This window comes from Streptomyces sp. NPDC126510, from assembly GCF_040302345.1.
GTDB lineage: Bacteria > Actinomycetota > Actinomycetes > Streptomycetales > Streptomycetaceae > Streptomyces.
Genome location: NZ_JBEORR010000004.1, coordinates 103785 through 124565 on the forward strand (window position 1 = coordinate 103785; position 20781 = coordinate 124565).

Annotated in this window: 22 protein-coding genes; 14 read left to right on the forward strand and 8 right to left on the reverse strand. The window is 71.0% G+C overall.

The genetic code is table 11. From position 1 onward, the window contains the following. Window positions 1-5: 5 nt before the first annotated feature. On the reverse strand, window positions 6-1322 hold the full coding sequence (locus ABTX60_RS06225; protein WP_352095885.1) for an MFS transporter: 1317 nt from the start codon (window positions 1320-1322) through the stop codon (window positions 6-8). Between the two features lie 225 nt (window positions 1323-1547). Further along, window positions 1548-2330: an IclR family transcriptional regulator gene (locus tag ABTX60_RS06230; protein ID WP_352095886.1), complete on the reverse strand. Its 783-nt coding sequence runs from the start codon at window positions 2328-2330 to the stop codon at window positions 1548-1550. A 95-nt stretch (window positions 2331-2425) separates the two neighbouring features. Between ABTX60_RS06230 and ABTX60_RS06235 the strand changes: the two genes are divergently transcribed. From ABTX60_RS06235 to ABTX60_RS06270, 8 genes are all read left to right on the forward strand, one after another. Continuing rightward, window positions 2426-3715: a glucarate dehydratase family protein gene (locus ABTX60_RS06235; RefSeq protein ID WP_352095887.1), complete on the forward strand. Its 1290-nt coding sequence runs from the start codon at window positions 2426-2428 to the stop codon at window positions 3713-3715. A gap of 137 nt (window positions 3716-3852) precedes the next feature. Further along, complete coding sequence (locus ABTX60_RS06240) at window positions 3853-4989, forward strand: carbohydrate kinase family protein (RefSeq protein ID WP_352095888.1); 1137 nt, start codon at window positions 3853-3855, stop codon at window positions 4987-4989. A gap of 246 nt (window positions 4990-5235) precedes the next feature. After that, complete coding sequence (locus ABTX60_RS06245) at window positions 5236-6303, forward strand: PhoH family protein (RefSeq protein WP_352095889.1); 1068 nt, start codon at window positions 5236-5238, stop codon at window positions 6301-6303. A 14-nt stretch (window positions 6304-6317) separates the two neighbouring features. Then, window positions 6318-6815: an rRNA maturation RNase YbeY gene (gene ybeY, locus ABTX60_RS06250; RefSeq protein ID WP_352095890.1), complete on the forward strand. Its 498-nt coding sequence runs from the start codon at window positions 6318-6320 to the stop codon at window positions 6813-6815. A gap of 9 nt (window positions 6816-6824) precedes the next feature. Next, window positions 6825-8132: a hemolysin family protein gene (locus ABTX60_RS06255; RefSeq protein WP_352095891.1), complete on the forward strand. Its 1308-nt coding sequence runs from the start codon at window positions 6825-6827 to the stop codon at window positions 8130-8132. Further along, window positions 8129-8488 carry an MmcQ/YjbR family DNA-binding protein gene (locus ABTX60_RS06260; RefSeq protein WP_352095892.1) on the forward strand — a complete coding sequence of 120 codons (360 nt, stop codon included), beginning with the start codon at window positions 8129-8131 and terminating at the stop codon, window positions 8486-8488. Before ABTX60_RS06255 ends, ABTX60_RS06260 begins: the two co-directional genes overlap by 4 nt. 20 nt (window positions 8489-8508) lie before the next feature. Continuing rightward, window positions 8509-8862 carry a cytidine deaminase-like protein gene (locus ABTX60_RS06265; RefSeq protein ID WP_352095893.1) on the forward strand — a complete coding sequence of 118 codons (354 nt, stop codon included), beginning with the start codon at window positions 8509-8511 and terminating at the stop codon, window positions 8860-8862. 183 nt (window positions 8863-9045) lie between these two features. Continuing rightward, on the forward strand, window positions 9046-9522 hold the full coding sequence (locus ABTX60_RS06270) for a hypothetical protein (RefSeq protein ID WP_352095894.1): 477 nt from the start codon (window positions 9046-9048) through the stop codon (window positions 9520-9522). 25 nt (window positions 9523-9547) lie between these two features. On the opposite strand, the gene ABTX60_RS06275 is transcribed toward ABTX60_RS06270, so the two are convergent. Further along, complete coding sequence (locus ABTX60_RS06275) at window positions 9548-9886, reverse strand: P-II family nitrogen regulator (protein ID WP_053669183.1); 339 nt, start codon at window positions 9884-9886, stop codon at window positions 9548-9550. After that, window positions 9883-11193 carry an ammonium transporter gene (locus ABTX60_RS06280; RefSeq protein WP_352095895.1) on the reverse strand — a complete coding sequence of 437 codons (1311 nt, stop codon included), beginning with the start codon at window positions 11191-11193 and terminating at the stop codon, window positions 9883-9885. The genes ABTX60_RS06275 and ABTX60_RS06280 overlap by 4 nt, the downstream gene beginning before the upstream one ends. A 173-nt stretch (window positions 11194-11366) precedes the next feature. Between ABTX60_RS06280 and era the strand changes: the two genes are divergently transcribed. Next, entirely contained in the window at window positions 11367-12329 is a 963-nt protein-coding gene (gene era / locus ABTX60_RS06285; protein WP_352095896.1) for a GTPase Era, read from the forward strand. Window positions 12330-12382: 53 nt separating this feature from the next. On the opposite strand, the gene ABTX60_RS06290 is transcribed toward era, so the two are convergent. Beyond that, on the reverse strand, window positions 12383-12829 hold the full coding sequence (locus ABTX60_RS06290; protein WP_352095897.1) for an ATP-binding protein: 447 nt from the start codon (window positions 12827-12829) through the stop codon (window positions 12383-12385). Between the two features lie 151 nt (window positions 12830-12980). On the opposite strand from ABTX60_RS06290, the gene ABTX60_RS06295 reads away from it, so the two are divergent. From ABTX60_RS06295 to ABTX60_RS06305, 3 genes are read left to right on the forward strand one after another with little or no spacing between them, the layout of a single operon-like run. Beyond that, window positions 12981-13823: a Sco1979 family transcriptional regulator gene (locus tag ABTX60_RS06295; RefSeq protein ID WP_502992287.1), complete on the forward strand. Its 843-nt coding sequence runs from the start codon at window positions 12981-12983 to the stop codon at window positions 13821-13823. Beyond that, a complete protein-coding gene (locus tag ABTX60_RS06300) occupies window positions 13820-14071 on the forward strand; it encodes a DUF397 domain-containing protein (RefSeq protein ID WP_352095898.1) in 252 nt (83 codons plus the stop codon). The genes ABTX60_RS06295 and ABTX60_RS06300 overlap by 4 nt, the downstream gene beginning before the upstream one ends. A gap of 50 nt (window positions 14072-14121) precedes the next feature. Next, window positions 14122-14934, forward strand: a complete 813-nt coding sequence (locus tag ABTX60_RS06305) for an SAM-dependent methyltransferase (RefSeq protein WP_352095899.1) — start codon at window positions 14122-14124, stop codon at window positions 14932-14934. On the opposite strand, the gene ABTX60_RS06310 is transcribed toward ABTX60_RS06305, so the two are convergent. The 3 genes from ABTX60_RS06310 to ABTX60_RS06320 form a co-directional block, all read right to left on the reverse strand. Continuing rightward, complete coding sequence (locus ABTX60_RS06310) at window positions 14924-16258, reverse strand: GH1 family beta-glucosidase (RefSeq protein WP_502992283.1); 1335 nt, start codon at window positions 16256-16258, stop codon at window positions 14924-14926. The two genes, ABTX60_RS06305 and ABTX60_RS06310, sit on opposite strands and share 11 nt — an antisense overlap. 72 nt (window positions 16259-16330) lie before the next feature. Continuing rightward, the gene (locus tag ABTX60_RS06315; RefSeq protein ID WP_352095901.1) at window positions 16331-16597 is read right to left on the reverse strand and encodes a protealysin inhibitor emfourin; all 267 of its coding nucleotides are present in this window, start codon (window positions 16595-16597) and stop codon (window positions 16331-16333) included. Between the two features lie 20 nt (window positions 16598-16617). Then, on the reverse strand, window positions 16618-17679 hold the full coding sequence (locus tag ABTX60_RS06320) for a M4 family metallopeptidase (RefSeq protein WP_352095902.1): 1062 nt from the start codon (window positions 17677-17679) through the stop codon (window positions 16618-16620). 334 nt (window positions 17680-18013) lie between these two features. On the opposite strand from ABTX60_RS06320, the gene leuA reads away from it, so the two are divergent. Next, entirely contained in the window at window positions 18014-19735 is a 1722-nt protein-coding gene (leuA, locus tag ABTX60_RS06325; RefSeq protein WP_352095903.1) for a 2-isopropylmalate synthase, read from the forward strand. Between the two features lie 211 nt (window positions 19736-19946). Then, entirely contained in the window at window positions 19947-20642 is a 696-nt protein-coding gene (locus ABTX60_RS06330; protein ID WP_352095904.1) for a TerB family tellurite resistance protein, read from the forward strand. Window positions 20643-20781: the final 139 nt, after the last annotated feature.

Consider the following 20781-nt stretch of genomic DNA (forward strand, 5'->3'; position numbering starts at 1 on the left):
GCAGGTCAGAAGAGCTCCGACCCCGCCTTGTCGTAGGCACGCTGGGCGGGGACGGCCGGGGTCTCCACCTCGATCTCGATCACCGGCTGTTCCGGGGCACCGATCTCGGGAACAGCGCCGGTGTGGGCACCCGGGGCGGCGGCTACCAGGGCGGCAGGATGCCCGCCGCGGCGGCGGATCGTGCCGGGCAGCATCGGACGTCCGCCGGTGTGCAGGGCGACGGCGGTCATCGGCAGGGCGATCACCAGCAGTCCCGCGCCGAGGACCGCGCCCATGACCGGGAATCCGGCCTGCGCCGACAGCACACTGCCGGTCAGCGGCCCCGCGGCGGTGCCCAGTGAGGACGCCGAGCCGACCAGCACAGCCCAGCGGCCGCGCGGGTCGAGCGAGGCGGCGAGGCCGATGAGGTACGACAGCACCACCGGGTAGAGCGTGTTCCAGGCGATCTCGCCGGCCGCGAAGCTCCCCAGGTCGGTCGCGGAGGCGCTGAGCGTGATGCAGGCGGCGATGAGGACGGTGCCGCCGCCGATGGGTATCGCGCGTCCGAGGCGGGCCCCGAGGGCGCCCGCCGCGAGGACTCCGGCCAGGCCCGCGCCCAGCCCGAGGGCGAAGACCACGCCGACGGTCGCCTCGCCGAGGTGCACCTGTTCGAGGCCGATCCGGCCGCTGACGCCCCACAGGGAGTTCTGGGCGAGCGACCAGCACACCATCGCACCCGCCAGGAGCAGCCCCGAACGGGCGTGTGGCAGCCGGGCGTTGTCGTGCCGGGTGGCGGGCGCGACGGGCGTGCCGACGGGCAGCCGGCCGGTGAGCGGCCAGACCGCCAGGGCCGTCAGGGCGATCGCGGCCAGCGGCAGACCGTGGCCGGGGCCGAGGTGCGGCACCGTCAGATAGACGGCGCCCGCGAGCGCGGAGACGCTGAGCAGCCCGGCCGTGGAGGCCCGGTGCGGATCCCGCTGACCGGCGATGAGGGTCGCGGCGACGGTGGTGGCCGTGCCGGAGCCGAACCCGCCGACGATCGCGCCGGCGACGACGGCGGGAATCGCGGTGGTCAGGGCGGCGGCGCCGTAGCCGAGCAGGGCCAGGGCGAGGCCGAGCCGGGCGAGGGTGCGGGCTCCGACCCGCTCGACCCGGGAGGCCAGGGCGAATCCGGCGGCGGCCGAACTCAGGAGCAGGGCGCTGCCGACGGCACCGGCCTGGGTGGCGGAGAGCGGAAGGTCCGAATCGAGTCTGCCGACGGTGGTGGGCAGCAAGTACGGAGCGAGGTACCCGGCCGTGAAAAGGGCGACGAGGGGCCAGGGAGTGGTGCGGGGGGCGAACACGGGCGTTCCCAGGGCATGCGAAAGGAGCGGGGAAAAGGGGGGATTGGGCGACGACCGTCGACGGACAGGAACGCGCGAGCAATTTGTATCAAGCACGTAGTCACCCACGGGAGCCCGGGGGGTGTGATCTGGAGCACGTTGCGTTTGGGGTGGTGAAGCCCGGGTAGACGCGTGGCTTTTGCCGGGCGTCGAGCGTGCTTTCGCCGACGCTCGTGGGCGCTCCGGCTAACGCCAGTGCACCGCTCCGGGTCCCGCCGGAACGGCCACCTCGGCCTTCGCCCGGACCTCCCGCATCACGGCGACGATCCGCTCCTCGTGCTCGGGTGTGAGCCGGGCGACCGGCACCGAGCAGCTGATCGCGTCCTGTGCCGGGGTGTCGTAGCGCAGGGCGAATCCGAAGCCGACGATGCCGGGCACGCCCTCCTCACGGTCCACGGACCAGCCGCGTGACCGGATCCGCGCGAGGTCGGCCGCCAGGGATCCCCTGCTTGTGTGCGAGTTCGGGGTGAGCGCCTCGTACGGGCCCTCGGGCAGCTCCCCGTCCGGGCGTTCCGCCAGCAGCGCCTTGCCGAGGGCTCCGGCGTGCGCGGGCAGGCGCCGTCCCACCCGGCTGATCGTGCGCAGGTACTCGTGCGACTCCCGCGTCGCCAGGTACGCCACGTCCCGGCCGTCCAGCCGGCCCATGTGGATGGTCTCGCCGAGCGCCTCGGACGCCTCGTCGAGGTACGGCCGTACGGCCCGGACCCGGGGGTCGGAGTCCAGGTAGCTCGTGCCGGTGAGCAGGGCGTGGATGCCGATGCCGTACAGGGAGCCGGTGATGTCGGTGCGGACCCAGCCGCGCGAGATCAGGGTCTGCAGCAGCGCGTACATCGAGCTGCGCGGCACGCCGAGTTCGCCGGCCAGCTCCTGGAGCCGGGCCGGACGGTCGCCGCGCGCGGCGAGGAGTTCCAGCAGCTCGACCGTGCGCGCCGCGGACTTCACCTCGCGGACGCCCCCTGTCTCTGACATGCGCCGATGGTAATCGGGCCGCCCGGACGGTTGACGTTCCCCTATGCGACCCGCATTCTCATACGTGGATCACATCTACATGAGGAGACGGCTCCGTGGACCTCACCATCACCGACGTACGGCTCACGCCGATCCTGGTCGCCGACCCGCCGCTGCTGAACACCCAGGGCGTGCACCAGCCGTACACTCCCCGGCTGATCGTCGAGGTCGTCACCGCCGACGGGATCACCGGCGTGGGGGAGACCTATGGCGACGCCAAGTACCTGGAACTGGCCCGGCCGTTCGCCGAGCGGCTGAAGGGACGCCAGGTCAGCGACCTGAACGGCCTGTTCACGGTCGCGGACCAAGTCGCGGTGGACGACTCCCGCGTCGAGAACGCCGTCGACGTCGGCGGGCTGCGCGGCGTCCAGACCGCCGACAAGCTGCGGCTGTCCGTCGTCTCCGGCTTCGAGGTCGCCTGCCTGGACGCCCTCGGCAAGGCGCTCGGGCTGCCCCTGCACGCGCTGCTCGGCGGCAAGGTGCGCGACGCCGTCGAGTACAGCGCCTACCTGTTCTACAAGTGGGCCGGCCACCCGGAGGGTGTGGCGGCCGAGAAGGACGACTGGGGCGCCGCCCTCGACCCGGCGGGCGTGGTGGAGCAGGCCCGCCGCTTCACGGAGCGCTACGGCTTCACCTCCTTCAAGCTCAAGGGCGGCGTCTTCCCGCCCGGCGAGGAGATCGCGGCGATCAAGGCCCTCGCCGAGGCCTTTCCCGGGCACCCGCTGCGGCTCGACCCGAACGGCGCCTGGTCCGTGGAGACGTCCGTGACGGTGGCCCGGGAGCTCGGGGACGTCCTCGAGTACCTGGAGGACCCGGCGCTCGGCACACCCGCCATGGCCGAGGTCGCCGAGCGCACCGGAGTGCCGCTCGCCACCAACATGTGCGTGACGACGTTCGCCGAGATCAAGGAGGCCTTCACCCGGGGCGCCGTCCAGGTGGTCCTCTCCGACCACCACTACTGGGGCGGACTGCGCAACACCCAGCAGCTCGCCGCCGTCTGCCGCACCTTCGGGGTCGGAGTGTCGATGCACTCCAACACCCACCTCGGCATCTCGCTCGCCGCGATGACCCACGTGGCGGCCACCGTCCCGAACCTCCACCACGCCTGCGACTCCCACTACCCCTGGCAGTCCGAGGACGTCCTCACCGAGCGGCTCGCCTTCGAGGGCGGCAGGGTCGCCGTGTCCGACGCGCCCGGCCTCGGCGTGGAGCTCGACCACGAGCGGCTCGCCGCGCTGCACCGGCGGTGGCTGGACGACGACGGTGCCCTGCGGGATCGCGACGACGCGGCGGCGATGCGGATCACCGACCCGGACTGGGTGACCCCCGTGATGCCCCGCTGGTAGGGCCTGTCGGCGCCGCGGCGGGGGGACGGGAGGCCCTGCGCGAGCCCCGGGGACGGGTGGGCCCGGGGTGATCGGCGTCACGTCGTCGGCGATGTGGTGCAGACTGGCCTGATCCGCACCACGTCAGGGAGCGCATCGTGACCGCGTCCACCGCCCCGGCCGGAAAAGGCCCGGCCGGAAAGGCATCGCACCGCCCAAGCCAGGTCGACCCCCTCGCCCCCCTGCGCACACCGGACGACCCGCCCTGGGACGTCTACCTCACCGGCACCGTCTTCCTGGACATCATCTTCACCGGCCTCGACTCCGCCCCCGTGCGCGGGACGGAGTCCTGGGCGCGCGGGATGGGATCGAGCCCCGGCGGCGTCGCCAACATGGCGACCGCCCTGGCCCGCCTCGGCCTGCGTACGTCCCTCGCGGCGGCCTTCGGCGACGACCACTACGGCGACTACTGCTGGGACGCCCTGGAACACGGCGAGGGCATCGACCTCTCCCCGTCGCGCAGGGTGCCCGGCTGGCACTCCCCGGTGACCGTCTCCATGGCCTACGAGGGCGAGCGCACGATGGTCTCCCATGGTCACGAACCACCCCCCGAGGAGCCCGCCCCCGCGTGCCCGCCCCGCGCGCGTGCCGCCGTCGCCTCCCTCGCGCCCGGCGTGAGCGCGCCCTGGATCGCCCAGGCCGCGAGCAACGGCACCCGCGTGTTCGGTGACGTCGGCTGGGACGACACCGGGGCGTGGGACCTGGCGGGCCTGCCCGACCTGCGGCACTGCGAGGCGTTCCTGCCGAACGCGCAGGAGGCCATGCGGTACACGGGCGCGGACTGCCCCCGGGACGCCGCCCATGCCCTGACCGAGCACGTGCCGGTCGCCGTGGTGACCCTCGGCGCCGACGGGGCGTACGCGGTGGACCGGCGCACGGGGGAGACGGCGGAGGTGCCGGCCATCGCCGTCGAGGCGCTCGATCCGACCGGTGCCGGAGACGTGTTCGTCGCCGGGTTCGTGGCCGGCACGCTGGCGGACTGGCCGCTCGCCGACCGGCTGGCCTTCGCCGGGTTGACGGCGGCACTGTCGGTGCAGGAGTTCGGGGGGTCGCTGTCGGCGCCGGGGTGGTCGGAGATCGCGGCGTGGTGGCGGAAGGTGCAGTCGGTCGAGGGGCAGTCGCCGGTGGCGCTGGAGAGGTACGGGTTCCTGGCGGGGCTGGTGTCGGAGGAACTGGTCAGGCCCTGGCCGTTGCGGCGTGCCGTCCCCACGATCGGCTTCCGGCGCTCGGCGTGACCCTCATGGCCCGCCAGGGGGCTCCGCCCCCTGGACCCCCGGCCACCCGCCGCCCGTACCTGTCGGCCAGGAAGTGCCCTCGCCTCCGAAGCGCTCGGTCGAGAGCCGCCGTCGCCTCGTCTTTCCGGCCCCGCCCCCAAAACCCCTACGGCGTTGTCACTCCCCCGTCGTACCCTGGGAATCGCGAGGCCGCCCTCAGCTGTGCGGCCGTGACGAGGAGGAACCGCAGGCCTTCAGCGCCGGCCCATGACTCAATCACCGACAGCTCACACCCCCGCGCAGGACCAGGCGAGAGCACGGCTCACCGTCCCCGCCCAGCACCCCATGGTGACCGTTCTGGGGTCCGGCGACTCCCTCCTGCGCGTGATCGAGAAGGCCTTCCCGGCGGCCGACATCCACGTCCGGGGCAACGAGATCAGCGCGGTAGGCGACCAGAAGGACGTCGCCCTCATTTCGCGCGTGTTCGACGAGATGATGCTGGTGCTCCGCACCGGGCAGCCGATGACGGAGGACGCAGTGGAACGCTCGATCGCCATGCTGAAGGCGAGCGACAACGGCGAGAGCGACGGCCAGGAGACCCCCGCCGAGGTGCTCACGCAGAACATCCTGTCCTCCCGCGGCCGCACGATCCGTCCCAAGACGCTCAACCAGAAGCGCTACGTCGACGCCATCGACAAGCACACCATCGTCTTCGGCATCGGCCCCGCGGGCACCGGCAAGACGTACCTGGCCATGGCCAAGGCCGTACAGGCCCTGCAGTCCAAGCAGGTCAACCGCATCATCCTGACCCGCCCGGCGGTCGAGGCCGGCGAGCGGCTCGGTTTCCTCCCGGGCACGCTCTACGAGAAGATCGACCCGTACCTGCGCCCGCTCTACGACGCGCTGCACGACATGCTCGACCCGGACTCGATCCCGCGCCTGATGGCCGCGGGCACCATCGAGGTCGCGCCGCTCGCCTACATGCGCGGCCGCACGCTCAACGACGCCTTCATCATCCTGGACGAGGCCCAGAACACCAGCCCCGAACAGATGAAGATGTTCCTCACCCGCCTCGGCTTCGAGTCGAAGATCGTGATCACGGGTGACGTGACGCAGGTCGACCTGCCGGACGGGACGAAGAGCGGTCTGCGGCAGGTGCAGGACATCCTGGACGGCGTGGACGACGTCCACTTCTCCCGGCTGTCGTCGCAGGACGTGGTCCGGCACAAGCTGGTGGGCCGTATCGTCGACGCGTACGAGAAGTACGACACCACGCACGGCACCCAGAACGGCACGCACAAGAGCCGGGGCAAGTCCGGGCACAAGGGGAAGTAGACACACACAGCACCATGTCGATCGACGTCAACAACGAGTCCGGCACCGAGGTCGACGAGCAGGCGATCCTCGACATCGCCCGCTACGCGCTCGCTCGGATGCGCATCCACCCGCTCTCCGAGCTCTCGGTGATCGTCGTGGACGCCGACGCCATGGAGCAGCTCCACATCCAGTGGATGGACCTCCCCGGTCCGACGGATGTCATGTCCTTTCCCATGGACGAGCTGCGCCCGCCCTCCAAGGACGACGACGAGCCGCCGCAGGGACTCCTCGGCGACATCGTGCTGTGTCCCGAGGTCGCGCTGAGGCAGGGCAAGGAAGCGGAGACGCAGCACTCCATGGACGAGGAGCTCCAACTGCTCACCGTGCACGGCGTGCTGCACCTGCTGGGCTACGACCACGAGGAGCCGGACGAGAAGGCCGAGATGTTCGGCCTCCAGGCGGCCATCGTGGACGGCTGGCGCGCGGAGCGGGGCCTGACCGGCCCGTCCCCGGCGCCGACGGTCTCGTAGCGCTCGCCGATGAGTCCTCAACTCGCCCTGGGCGCCATCGCCCTGGTCGTCGTGGCCTGGCTCGCCGCCTGTGCGGAGGCGGGCCTCGCACGCGTCTCCAGCTTCCGCGCCGAGGAGGCCGTGCGCTCCGGCCGCCGCGGCAGCGCCAAGCTGTCCCAGGTCGCCGCCGACCCGACCCGCTACCTCAACGTGGCGCTGCTGGTCCGCGTCGCCTGCGAGATGGCCGCCGCCGCGCTGATCACCTACGGCTGCCTGAAGGAGTTCGACGGCACGACCGAGGCACTGCTGGTCGCCATCGCGGTCATGGTGCTCGTGTCGTACGTCGCCGTCGGCGTGTCCCCGCGCACCATCGGCCGCCAGCACCCGCTGAACACCGCGACGGTCTCGGCGTACGTCCTGGTGCCCCTGGCCCGGATCATGGGCCCGATCCCGTCGCTGCTGATCCTCATCGGCAACGCGCTCACCCCCGGCAAGGGCTTCCGCCGCGGCCCCTTCGCCTCCGAGGCGGAGCTGCGTGCCCTGGTCGACCTCGCCGAGAAGGAGTCCCTCATCGAGGACGAGGAGCGCCGCATGGTGCACTCCGTCTTCGAGCTGGGCGACACCCTCGTCCGCGAGGTCATGGTCCCGCGGACGGACCTGGTGGTGATCGAGCGCTTCAAGACCATCCGCCAGGCCCTCACCCTCGCCCTGCGCTCCGGCTTCTCGCGCATCCCGGTCACCGGGGAGAGCGAGGACGACATCGTCGGCATCGTGTATCTCAAGGACCTGGTCCGCAAGACGCACATCAGCCGCGACGCCGAGTCCGAGCAGGTGTCCACGGCGATGCGCCCGGCGTTCTTCGTGCCCGACACCAAGAACGCCGGCGACCTGCTGCGCGAGATGCAGAAGGAACGCAACCACGTCGCGGTCGTCATCGACGAGTACGGCGGCACGGCCGGCATCGTCACCATCGAGGACATCCTCGAGGAGATCGTCGGCGAGATCACCGACGAGTACGACCGTGAACTGCCGCCCGTCGAGGAGCTCGGCGACGACCGCTTCCGCGTCACGGCCCGCCTCGACATCGGCGATCTGGGCGAGCTGTACGGCCTGGAGGAGTTCGACGACGAGGACGTCGAGACAGTCGGCGGGCTGCTGGCCAAGGCGCTGGGCCGGGTGCCCATCGCCGGTGCCTCGTCCGTCGTCGACCTGCCCGACGGCCGGGAGCTGCGCCTGACCGCGGAGGCCGCGGCCGGCCGCCGGAACAAGATCGTGACGGTGCTGGCGGAGCCGCTGGGCCCGGCGGAGCCGCCCTCACGGGAGGAGAAGCCGGAATGACCCCGCAGGAGCTGCGCGCGTTCTGCCTGTCCTTCAACGCGGCGGTGGAGGACTTTCCGTTCAGCCCGGAGATCTCGGTCTTCAAGGTGCGGGGGAAGCTCTTCGCGCTGTCGTACCTCGACGCGCGGCCCCTGAAGGCCAATCTCAAGTGCGACCCGGACGAGGCGGTCCGCCTCCGCGGCGAGTACGAGGGGCTGATCGTCCCCGGCTGGCACATGAACAAACGCCACTGGAACACGGTGACGGTGGACGGGGGGCTCCCGGACCAGCTCGTCAGGGAGCTCATCGAGGACTCGTACGACCTGGTCGTCGCGGGTCTGCCCCGAGCGGATCGCCTGCGCCTCGACCGCTCCTGAGGCTTCCGTATGCTCGGATCATGACCGACAGCAGCGCGCTCGACCCCGAGGACCGCAAGATCGTCACCCTGGCCCGTTCCGCGCGGGCCCGCAACGGCGTGCCCGAGGGGGCGGCCGTACGGGACGAGACCGGACGTACCTATGTCGCGGGCACCGTGGCCCTCGACTCCCTGAAGCTCAGTGCCCTGCAGACTGCGGTGGCGATGGCGGTGGCCTCGGGCGCGACGTCCCTGGAGGCGGCGGCGGTCGTGACCGAGGCGGAGACCGCGTCCGAACAGGACCGGGCGGCGGTGCGGGATCTCGGCAGTGCGCAGACGCCGGTGTTGGTGGCCGGGCCCGACGGGACGGTCAGGGCCACCGTGACCGCTGGCTGATGTGTTGGCCGAACTTCGCTGTAACCACCGGTAATTAGGCCAGTTTTCAACCTTGCCGCCCCCTGCCCCACGCGCATCAATGGAACCGTAAGTTCCGACGGACCGTCAGGTTCGGCTCTCGCGCAGCGTGCCCGCACTCACCTGCCGAGCGGTCCCCCCACATGGAAAGGGAGCCGGAATCCCATGAGATGCAAGCGAATCGGAGCAGGTGCGGCACTGGCGGCCGGGGCCCTCGCGGTCACCGGACTCGCCTTCGCCCCCGCGGCCCTCGCCGTCACCCCCCAGACGGCGACGATCAGCGCGGACTGCGGCGCCTTCGGCAGTGGCGAGGCCACCCTCACGGCCACGCAGGACGGCACCGCCGCCACCCTCACGGTCAAGTCCTCCGCGATCACGGCGCCCATCGCGCTGGGAGAGGACTCGATCTCGTCCACCCTCACCCTGGTGAAGAGCGGCGGCGGCACCGTCGACTTCACCGGCACGGAGAACCCGGCGATAGCCGCCGGGGCCCCGGTCGAAGTCGGTCCCCTCACCGGCACCGTGGCCTCCGGCGACAGCCTGGAGGCCTTCGGCGGCTCGCTGAAGATGACCGTCTTCGGCATCACCATCACCTGCACGGCGGCCGGGCCGCAGTCGCCGGGCCCGTTCGTGTTCGACTGAGAACGAAGGCGGTGCGGCCCCGGCGTCAGAGCGCGTCGGGGCCGCGCTCGCCCGTCCGCACCCGCACGACGGTGTCGACGGGCAGCGCCCACACCTTGCCGTCGCCGATCTTGCCGGTGTGCGCGGCCTTCACGACCGCGTCGATGACCGCCTCCGCGTCCGCGTCCTCGACGACGACCTCGATCCGGACCTTGGGCACGAGGTCGACCTGGTACTCGGCACCGCGGTACACCTCGGTGTGGCCGCGCTGCCGGCCGTAGCCACTGGCCTCGCTCACGGTCAGCCCGTGCACGCCGAGTTCCTGCAGGGCGTTCTTGACCTCGTCGAGACGGTACGGCTTGACGATCGCGGTGATGAGCTTCATGCCTGGGGGGTGACCTTCTGGGCGGGGGAGACGACGGAGGAGGAGACCGGGGCGCCGTGGCCCAGGACCCCGTGATCGTAGGCCGTCTCGGCGTGCACCGTAAGGTCCAGACCGGTCTGCTCCTGCTCCTCGCTCGCGCGGAAGCCCATCGTGACGTCGATCAGCCGCCCGATCCCGTACGTCACGCCGAACGCGTAAAGCGCCACCACGACCACGGCCACCAGCTGCTTGCCGAGCTGGCCGAGGCCGCCGCCGTAGAGCAGGCCCTCGGCGCCGCCGGTCATCGACTCCTCGGCGAAGACGCCGATGAGGAGCGTGCCGATGACACCGCCGACCAGGTGGACGCCGACGACGTCCAGGGAGTCGTCGTAGCTCAGCTTGAACTTCCAGCTCACGGCGTACGAGCAGACGACACCGGCCGCGAGGCCCACGACCAGCGCGCCGAGCAGCGAGACGGACCCGCAGGACGGGGTGATGGCGACCAGGCCCGCGACCGCGCCGGACGCGGCGCCCAGGGTCGTGGGGTGGCCGTCGCGCTTCTGCTCCACGAAGAGCCAGCCGAGCAGGCCGGTGCAGCCCGCGGCGAGGGTGTTGAGGAACACGGCGGCCGCGAGCCCGTTGGCACCGAGCGCGGAGCCGGCGTTGAAGCCGAACCAGCCGAACCACAGCAGACCGGCACCCAGCACCACCATGGGCAGGTTGTGCGGGCGCATGGCCTCCTTCTTGAAGCCCATGCGCGGGCCCAGGACCAGGCACAGCGCCAGCCCCGAGGCGCCGGAGACGATCTCCACGGGCAGCCCGCCGGCGAAGTCCAGGGCGCCCAGCTTCTCCAGGATCCAGCCGCCCGGGCCCCACACCCAGTGCGCGACCGGAACGTATACGAGCAGCGCCCACACCGGCACGAAGACCAGCCACGCGCCGAACTTGGCGCGGTCGGCCACGGCGCCGCTGACCAGCGCGGCCGTGATGATCGCGAAGGTGAGCTGGAAGGTGGCGAAAAGCAGGGTGGGGACCGTGCCCTGGACGCTGTCCGGGCCCAGGCCGCTCATCCCTGCGTGCTCCAGCCCGCCGATGAGGCCGCCGGCGGCGTCCTCGCCGAAGGTGAGGGAGTAGCCGGCCGCCAGCCACACCACCGTCACCAGGGCGATCGACACGAAGCTCATCATCAGCATGTTGAGCACGCTCTTCGTGCGGACCATGCCGCCGTAGAAGAGGGCCAGGCCCGGGGTCATCAGCAGGACGAGGGCGGTGGCGGCGAGCAGCCAGGCGGTGTCGCCGGTGTCGGCGCTTGCGGCGGCCAGAGGCACGGTGTCTCCAACGGGGTGGGGGCTCCGGGGGCTCGTCAGAGAGTCGACGTCGTGCGTTTCGGGCTGTGCACGGGTGTGTTTCCACGGTGTTTCGTTGCGTGAGGGTTTCGAGAAGCTCACCGCGCCGGGGGCGCGCGGACCGCTGTGCGAAGGGGCTTCGTGGATCAGGGAGAATGGGCGGCATGAGCGTTCGCATGCAGTCATCCGAAGAGTCGGGCGAGACCGTCCACCGCGCCGGCTTCGCCTGCTTCGTGGGCCGCCCCAACGCGGGCAAGTCCACCCTCACGAACGCTCTGGTCGGCCAGAAGGTGGCGATCACGGCGGACCAGCCGCAGACGACCCGGCACACCGTGCGGGGCATCGTGCACCGTCCCGACGCCCAGCTGATCCTGGTCGACACCCCGGGGCTGCACAAGCCGCGCACGCTGCTGGGGGAGCGGCTCAACGACGTGGTGCGCACGACGTGGGCCGAGGTCGACGTGATCGGCTTCTGTCTGCCCGCGAACGAGAAGCTCGGTCCGGGTGACCGTTTCATCGCGAAGGAACTGGCGTCCATCAAGAAGACGCCGAAGATCGCGATCGTCACGAAGACCGACCTGGTGGACGGCAAGACGCTCGCCGAGCAGCTCATCGCGATCGACCAGCTCGGCAAGGAGCTGGGCTTCGAGTGGGCGGAGATCGTGCCCGTGTCGGCGGTCGGCGACCAGCAGGTGGGCCTGCTGGCCGACCTGATCGTCCCGCTCCTGCCGGAGGGCCCGGCGCTCTACCCCGACGGGGAGCTCACCGACGAGCCCGAGCAGGTCATGATCGCGGAGCTGATCCGCGAGGCCGCGCTGGAGGGCGTCCGCGACGAGCTGCCGCATTCCATCGCCGTCGTCGTCGAGGAGATGCTCCCCCGGGAAGACCGCCCCGCCGACAAGCCCCTCCTCGACATCCACGCCTTCGTCTACATCGAGCGCCCCAGCCAGAAGGGCATCGTCATCGGCCCCAAGGGCAAGCGCCTGAAGGAGGTCGGCATCAAGTCCCGCAAGCAGATCGAGGCGCTGCTCGGCACACCGGTCTTCCTGGACCTGCACGTGAAGGTCGCGAAGGACTGGCAGCGGGATCCCCGGCAGTTGCGGAAGCTGGGGTTCTGACGTCCCGCGAGGCCATTGCGCGAGCCTTGGCCCCGTGACGTCCCCGCACCGCGTTACGAAGCCGTCCCCAGGCTCGCCCACACCGCGTTGCCGCCGGTGAGGGTCGAGCGGGCGATGCCCCAGCTGTCGGCTATCTCGCGTACGAGCAGCAGGCCGCGGCCGCCCTCGTCGTCGGGGCCCGGGCAGCGGTCGGGGATGCCGCGGCCCGTGAGGTCGCCGTCGTGGACCTCCAGCCGGAAGCGCGCGTGCGTCATCAGCTGGACGCCGCACAGGATCCGCTCGCTGAGCGTGTGCAGCACGGCATTGGTCACCAGCTCGGACACGAGCAGCACGGCGTTCGCGCACGCCTCGTCGGGCACCTGCCACGCGGCCAGCCGGGCGCGCATGGCGTCGCGGGCGGCTCTGACGCTGGTCCGCTGTGGGGGCAGCTCCAGCCAGTCGGTGCGGTCCGGGCGCACCGCGTCCAGGAATCGGGGAGTGGATGTCGTGTGGGGGGACACGGCGATCGCCTTCCGTGGGGGGTGGGCGCAGTCAAGGAAGGGGCGAGCGGACAACGGACGGCCCGGTGGGGGGAGTTGCTGCTTCCGGAACCCTGGTCACACAAGTAACTATGCTCGTGAAGCAGTTCACACTGCAACCATCTGCCTGATAATTTCAGAACGACGGTATCGCCCGGGCGGAACGGTCCGGTGGGACGTTCAAGTCCTCACGGAGTCGGCAGCCGTGATGATCCCTCAGGAGGCACGGCGTGAACCGCCGCTGACCATCCGCCGTCTGGAGAAGGCCGAGGTCGGCCTGAAGATCCTCTACGTCGAGAAGCTCCTGGAGACCTACGGAGCCGGCGGCCAGGAGATCGAGGAGTTCACCGGCCTGGCCGAGCGGGCCAACGAGCCCGGCTGGTGGCACCCCTACCGCGATGTGATGCCGTCCTGGTTCACGGCCTACGTGAGCCTGGAGACGGGCGCCAGAACGCTGCGCACCTATGAGCCGCAGTACGTCACCGGCCTGCTCCAGACGCCCGGGTACGCGCGTGCCGTGCTGCGCGGCGGCTTCCCCAACGACGGCGAGGACGGCCTCGACCGGCGTGTGGAGCTGCGGCTGCGCCGCCAGAGCCTGCTCACCAGGCAGGACGCGCCCACGCTGTGGGTGGTGATGGAGGAGGCCGTGCTGCACCGGGTGGTGGGAGGCCCCGAGGTGATGCGGGAGCAGATCGACCGGCTCCTGGAGGCGTCCGAGCTGGAGCACCTCAGCGTCGACATCGTGCCGTTCGACGCGGGCGCCCACGTCGGGGCGTGCGCGCCCTTCACCTATTTCCGGTTCGAGGAGCGGGAGCTGCCCGACATCGTCTACAGCGAGATCCTCTCCGCCTCCGTCTATCTCGACCAGCGCACGGATGTGGTAGCCCACTTGGAGGCGCACAACCGGCTGTCGCTGAAGACCTCGTCGGCGGAGAGCAAGGCGTTGCTGAACCGCATGCGGAAGGAGTACTCATGACCGTCACCGAGGGCGCCGTCTACAACGGCATGCCCGCCTCGGACCTCGGCGAGCAGGGCTGGGAACGTCCGTGGAGCGGGCCCAACGGGGGCCAGTGCGTGGAGACGAAGCAGCTCGCCGACGGCCGCGTGGCGGTGCGCCAGTCGGCTGATCCCGCCGGTCCCGCGCTGATCTGCACGCCCGAGGAGATCACCGCGTTCGTCGCGGGGGTCAAGCAGGGCCTCGCCGACCATCTCACGGCCCGCTGAAACCCCACCGAGCCGGGCTCGCACCACCACCCCCCACTGAGAGGCACCGCATGAGCACCTCGCACACCGCGCGGGACATCGACACCAGCAGGCCGCACTCCGCCCGCATGTACGACTACTACCTGGGCGGCAAGGACCACTTCGAGGTCGACAAGCTGGCGGCGGAGCGGGTCGCCGAGGCCTACCCCGCCATCTTCGTGTGCGCCCGCGAGAACCGGGCCTTCATGCACCGCGCCACCCGCGTCCTCGCCCGTGAGCACGGCATCCGCCAGTGGCTGGACATCGGCACCGGCATCCCCACCGAGCCCAACCTGCACCAGGTCGCCCAGTCCGTGGTGCCCGACGCCCGGGTGGTCTACGCCGACAACGACCCGCTCGTCCTCAAGTACGCCGAGCGTCTGATGCGCAGCACCTCCGAGGGCCGCACCACTTACATAGAGGCGGACGTCAACGACCCGCAGTCCCTGCTGAACGCGCCCGAGCTGGCCGAGATCCTGGACCTGGACCGCCCGGTCGCGCTGTCCCTCAACGCCCTGATGCACTTCGTGACCGACGCCCAGGACCCCTACGGCATCGTGCGCCGCCTGCTGGACGTGCTGCCGTCGGGCAGCGCCCTGGCGCTGAGCCACTGCACGCCCGACTTCGACCCGGCGACCTGGCAGAAGGTCACCGACATCTACACCTCCGCCGGTACCCCGGTGCAGTTCCGCTCGCAGGCGGAGGTCGCCCGTTTCTTCGAGGGTCTGGACCTGCTGGAGCCGGGTGTCAGCGTGGGCCACCGCTGGCGGCCCGACGCCACCGGCGGTGACGCCCCGACGGACGCCGAGGTCAGCCTGTGGACCGGGGTGGGCATCAAGCCGTAGGCCGCTGCGACCGCAGCAGCTCCCGGTACCAGTCGTACGAGGCCTTCGGGGTCCGCTCCAGGGTGTCGAAGTCGACGTGGACCAGGCCGAAGCGGCGTGCGTAGCCCTCCGCCCACTCGAAGTTGTCGAGCAGGGACCACACGAAGTAGCCGCACACGTCGACGCCCGCCTCCACCGCCCGGTGCAGGGCCCGGACGTGGCCGTCCAGGTAGGCGATGCGGTCCTGGTCGTCGACGCCCGGGTACGCGCAGCCGTTCTCGGTGATGACGACGGGCGGGAGCCGGTCGCCGTAGCGGTCGCGGAAGCTGGTGAGGACTTCGGTGAGTCCCTCGGGGGCGACCGGCCAGCCGAAGTCGGTGACCGGGTACCCCTCGATCTCCCGGACGGAGAAGGGCAGTTCGGCGGGCATGGTGATGCCGCCGAACTCGATCTCCGCGCCCTGCGGGGCACCGACCCGGGTGGGGGCGTAGTAGTTGATCCCGTACCAGTCGAGCGGCTCGGCGATCACCTTCAGGTCCGCCTCGACGTCGCCCGGCATCAGTTCGCCGATGCCGTCCGGGTAGCGGCCCAGCAGCAGCGGGTCCGCGAACAGGCGGTTCAGCAGCAGGTCGTAGAAGTCGGCGGCCTCCACGTCCGGCGCCTCGGTCGACGCCGCCCAGGTCGGGCCGTGCGAGTTGGCGACGCCGATGTCGGTGGCGCCCGAGGCACGCAGGGCCCGGACGGCCAGGCCGTGGCCGAGCAGCTGGTGGTGGGCGGCCGGCAGCGCGTCGAACAGCAGTCGCTTCCCCGGCGCGTGCACGCCCAGGGCGTGGCCCAGCAGGGTGTGCTCGGCGGGCTCGTTCAGGGTGATCCACTTCGTCACGCGGTCGCCGAGACGGCCCGCGACCTGGGCCACGTACTCGGCGAAGCGCTCGGCCGTGTCCCGCTCCAGCCAGTCCAGGTCCGCCGGCAGATCCCAGTGGAACAGTGTCGGCACCGGGCGCACGCCCGCCGCGCACAGGTCGTCGACCAGCCGGTCGTAGAAGTCCAGGCCCTTCCCGGAGCGCACGCGCGGCCACGAGATCGAGAAGCGGTAGGCGTTGACGCCCAGGCCGGCCAGGAGTGTCACGTCCTCGGGGTGCCGGTGGACGTGGTCACAGGCCACCGCCGCCGTCGAGCTGTCCTTCACCCGTCCCGGCTCGGCCGTGAACACGTCCCACACGGACGGCTCACGCTCGGTCACACCGCCCTCGATCTGGTGCGCGGAGGTGGACACGCCCCAGAGGAAGCCGGCCGGGAAGCGGGGGATCGGGTTGCCTGCGTCAGTCGCCATGCGCTGGATCATCCGTACCGGCGGTAACGGAAGTCAACGCCCGCGCGGAAAGGAGCCGTTACGCCCCCGCTGTCAGGCTCCTGGTCACGCCCCCTCCTTCAGCACCCGCGAGATCAGCCTGCGCTGCTCGTCCGTCAGCCGGGGGTCCGCGCAGTACACGGTCTTCCCGTCCACCGTGAGCTGGTAGACGAACCCGTCCGGGACCCCGACCGGCGGTGTGCTCCGGCCGGCGGCCAGGGCCTGATCGGCCAGGGCGTGCCAGTCCGGGGCATCGGGCCGGTCCGAGGTGTCCACCTCGGCGTACCGCTCGATGCCGGCGAACCCGCCCGTGCGCCTCACCTGAATCCGCATGGGACCTGTCTAGTACGGAACTACAGGGTCCGCACCCCGACCTGCTCCCAGCCCTTCGAGACGGCGTCCAGCTCCTCCCCGTCGCCGAAGCGCTCCCGGGCGGCCTTGACGGTGAGCGTCGCGAAGTCGACGAACATCGCGTCCTGCCGCAGTTCGCCGCCGGTCAGCACGTCGTACCAGACCTGCCCGGCCCGCTCCCAGGCGTGCCCGCCGAGGGCCGTGGCCGCGAGGTAGAAGGCGTGGTTCGGAATGCCGGAGTTGATGTGGACACCACCGTTGTCGCGGCCGGTGCGCACGAAGTCGTCCATCGTCGCCGGCTGCGGGTCCTTGCCGAGGACGTCGTCGTCGTACGCCGTTCCCGGCGCCTTCATGGAGCGCAGCGCCGTGCCCGTCACCCGCGGGGCGAGCAGGCCCGCGCCGATCAGCCAGTCGGCCTCGGCGGCGGTCTGGCCGAGCGTGTACTGCTTGATCAGGGCGCCGAAGACGTCCGAGAGGGACTCGTTGAGCGCGCCGGGCTGGCCGAAGTAGGTGAGGTTGGCCGTGTACTGCGTGACGCCGTGCGCGAGTTCGTGGCCGATGACGTCGATCGGGATGGTGAAGTCGAGGAAGATCTCGCCGTCCCCGTCGCCGAAGACCATCTGCTCGCCGTTCCAGAACGCGTTGTTGTAGTCGCGGTCGTAGTGCACCGTCGCGTTCAGCGGGAGGCCGTTCCCGTCGATCGAATCGCGCCGGTACGCCTGGAGGAACAGCTCGAAGGTGGCGCCCAGACCCGCGTAGGCGCGGTTGACGGTGGCGTCCTTGCCGGGCTTGTCGCCCTCGCCGCGGACCTTGTGGCCGGGCAGGTCGGTGCCGTGCCGGGCGTCGTGGATCGTGCGCTGCGGTTGGCCGTCGGCGACCGCGGCGACGGCGCTCGCGCCGATGACCGTGGTGAGGCGGCGCTGGGTGCGCTCGAAGGCGTCGCGCTGCAGGGTGCGGCGGGCGGGCCCGGCGAGCGCGGGGTCCTCGGCCTGGGCGAGCCGGTCGAGGACGTGGGGCGGAACGATGGTGCAGAAGACGGGCTCGAAGCCCCCGTGAGTCGTCATGCCCGGCACCCTTGCACTGAGTGACGAGACTGTCACTAGTCGCCACCATGATTGGTGAAATACCGGGACAACGACCCTCACGCTCCGTGGTGAGTGCTATGGCGAAGTGGCATAGCGCACTTTTTGTCCCGTTTGGGCGTCCGGTCCCGCATACTGATACGACCCCACGCGCCGGGGAGTGGCTCGGCTAGCATGCTGCGCATCATGCGTTTCGGGCTGCTTCTCCTTAGCTGCCGCGGCGAGGGCCTGTAGTCGAGGCCGACTCCCTCCCCGCGGAGCTTGGTGCTGCGTCGTCGGCCGTCCTTCCGGACACCCTCTGAGGAGCCCCCGCATCATGGCGAACCGCCAGCAGCCCAGTTCCATGCCGATCCACAAGTACGGCCGCTACGAGCAGGTCGACATCCCGGACCGCACCTGGCCGGAGCAGCGCATCACCACCGCCCCCCGCTGGCTCTCCACCGACCTGCGCGACGGCAACCAGGCCCTGATCGACCCCATGTCGCCCGCCCGCAAGCGCGCCATGTTCGACCTGCTGGTCACGATGGGCTACAAGGAGATCGAGGTCGGCTTCCCGGCCTCCGGCCAGACCGACTTCGACTTCGTGCGCTCCATCATCGAGGAGCCCGGGGCCATCCCCGACGACGTCACCATCTCCGTACTGACCCAGGCCCGCGAGGACCTGATCGAGCGCACGGTGGAATCCCTGAAGGGTGCCAAGCGGGCCACCGTCCACCTGTACAACGCCACGGCCCCCGTCTTCCGCCGGGTCGTCTTCCGCGGCTCCAAGGACGACATCAAGCAGATCGCCGTCGACGGCACCCGCCTGGTCATGGAGTACGCGGAGAAGCTGCTGGACCCGGAGACCGAGTTCGGCTACCAGTACAGCCCCGAGATCTTCACCGACACCGAGCTGGACTTCGCGCTGGATGTCTGCGAGGCGGTCATGGACGTCTGGCAGCCCGGCCCGGGCCGCGAGATCATCCTGAACCTGCCGGCCACCGTGGAGCGCTCCACGCCTTCCACGCACGCCGACCGCTTCGAGTGGATGGGCCGCAACCTGTCCCGCCGCGAGCACGTCTGCCTGTCGATCCACCCCCACAACGACCGCGGCACCGCCGTCGCCGCCGCCGAGCTGGCGCTGATGGCCGGCGCCGACCGCGTCGAGGGCTGTCTGTTCGGCCAGGGTGAGCGCACCGGCAACGTCGACCTGGTCACCCTCGGCATGAACCTGTTCTCGCAGGGCGTCGACCCGCAGATCGACTTCTCCGACATCGACGAGATCCGTCGCACGTGGGAGTACTGCAACCAGATGGAGGTCCACCCGCGCCACCCGTACGTGGGCGACCTGGTCTACACGTCCTTCTCCGGCTCCCACCAGGACGCCATCAAGAAGGGCTTCGACGCGATGGAGGCCGACGCGGCCGCCAAGGGCGTCACCGTCGACGACATCGAGTGGGCCGTTCCCTACCTGCCGATCGACCCCAAGGACGTCGGCCGCTCCTACGAGGCGGTCATCCGCGTCAACTCGCAGTCCGGCAAGGGCGGTATCGCCTACGTCCTGAAGAACGACCACAGCCTGGACCTGCCGCGCCGTATGCAGGTCGAGTTCTCCAAGGTCATCCAGGCCAAGACGGACGCCGAGGGCGGCGAGGTCACGCCGAAGGACATCTGGGCGGTCTTCCAGGACGAGTACCTGCCGAACCCCGAGAACCCCTGGGGCCGGATCCAGGTGCGCAACGGCCAGTCGACGACCGACACCGACGGTGTGGACACGCTGAAGGTGGAGGCCACCGTCGACGGCGAGGACACCGTCCTGACCGGTACGGGCAACGGTCCGATCTCGGCCTTCTTCGACGCCCTGCAGTCCGTCGGCATCGACGTACGCCTGCTGGACTACCAGGAGCACACGATGAGCGAGGGTGCTTCCGCGCAGGCCGCCTCCTACATCGAGTGCGCGATCGACGGCAAGGTCCTGTGGGGCATCGGAATCGACGCCAACACGACGCGGGCCTCGCTGAAGGCCGTCGTCTCGGCCGTCAACCGCGCGGCTCGCTGATCGGCCGTACGGGTCCGCGGCACCAGGCCGCTCATGGACGCCGCAGGGGCTCCGTCCGCCGATGTCCGGCGGGCGGAGCCCCGTCGCATACCGGCCATTTGCTGTGGAGGTCACGGAAAGGTCTCCTCCGGGGTGCTGACTCCTCGTCTCTCATGTGGCTAACATCACGCAAGCGCGGCGACGTTGCCGTGCGGCGTGACGGAGGTGCGACGTGCTGCCAGGACGGGGACGAAACGGCCATGCCGCAAGGCTTTCGCGCATCCTGGGCACCCGAACCGCGTGGACGGCCGCCGGTGACGGGGAGTTCTTCTGCCCCGGATGCGGTGGCGACCGCAACTACCAGCGGCTGACCGGGCAACGTCGTTTCACCCTGCTCGGCGTGCCCGTGCTGCCACGCGGCGAGACCGGCCCGGTCGTGGAGTGCGCGGCCTGCCGCCGTCACTTCGGTACCGACATCCTCGACCATCCGACCACCACGCGCTTCTCCGCGATGCTCCGCGACGCCGTGCACACCGTCGCCCTCGCGGTGCTGGCCGCGGGCGGCGCCGGGTCCCGTACGGCACTGGAGGCCGCCGTCCTCGCCGTCCGTGCCGCCGGTTTCGACGACTGCACGGAGGAGCAGCTGGCCGCCCTCGTCGAGGCGCTGGAGGCCGACACCGGCCGGATCGCCGGCGAACCCTGCGGCGCCGGGCTGGCCATAGAGCTCCATGAGGCGCTGGACCCGCTCACCCCGCACCTCGCCGCGGTCGGCCGCGAATCGATCCTGCTGCAGGGCGCCCGCATCGCCCTGGCGGACGGCCCGTACACCACGGCCGAGCGGGACGTGCTGGCGACGGTCGGAGCGGCGCTCACCATCTGCTCCGACGACGTGACCCGCCTCCTCGCGGCGGCGCGCACGCCTTCCTAGTGCCGCGGCACCAGGGCACACCTCCCGTTACTCCCCGGGGAGTAACGCCGGGCCGGGACCGCCCCCGGCAGTAGCCCCCAACTCGCCCCCACGCCCGACGAACCGGCCCCCGCCCGGCGGGAGTCTGGAGACCGATCCA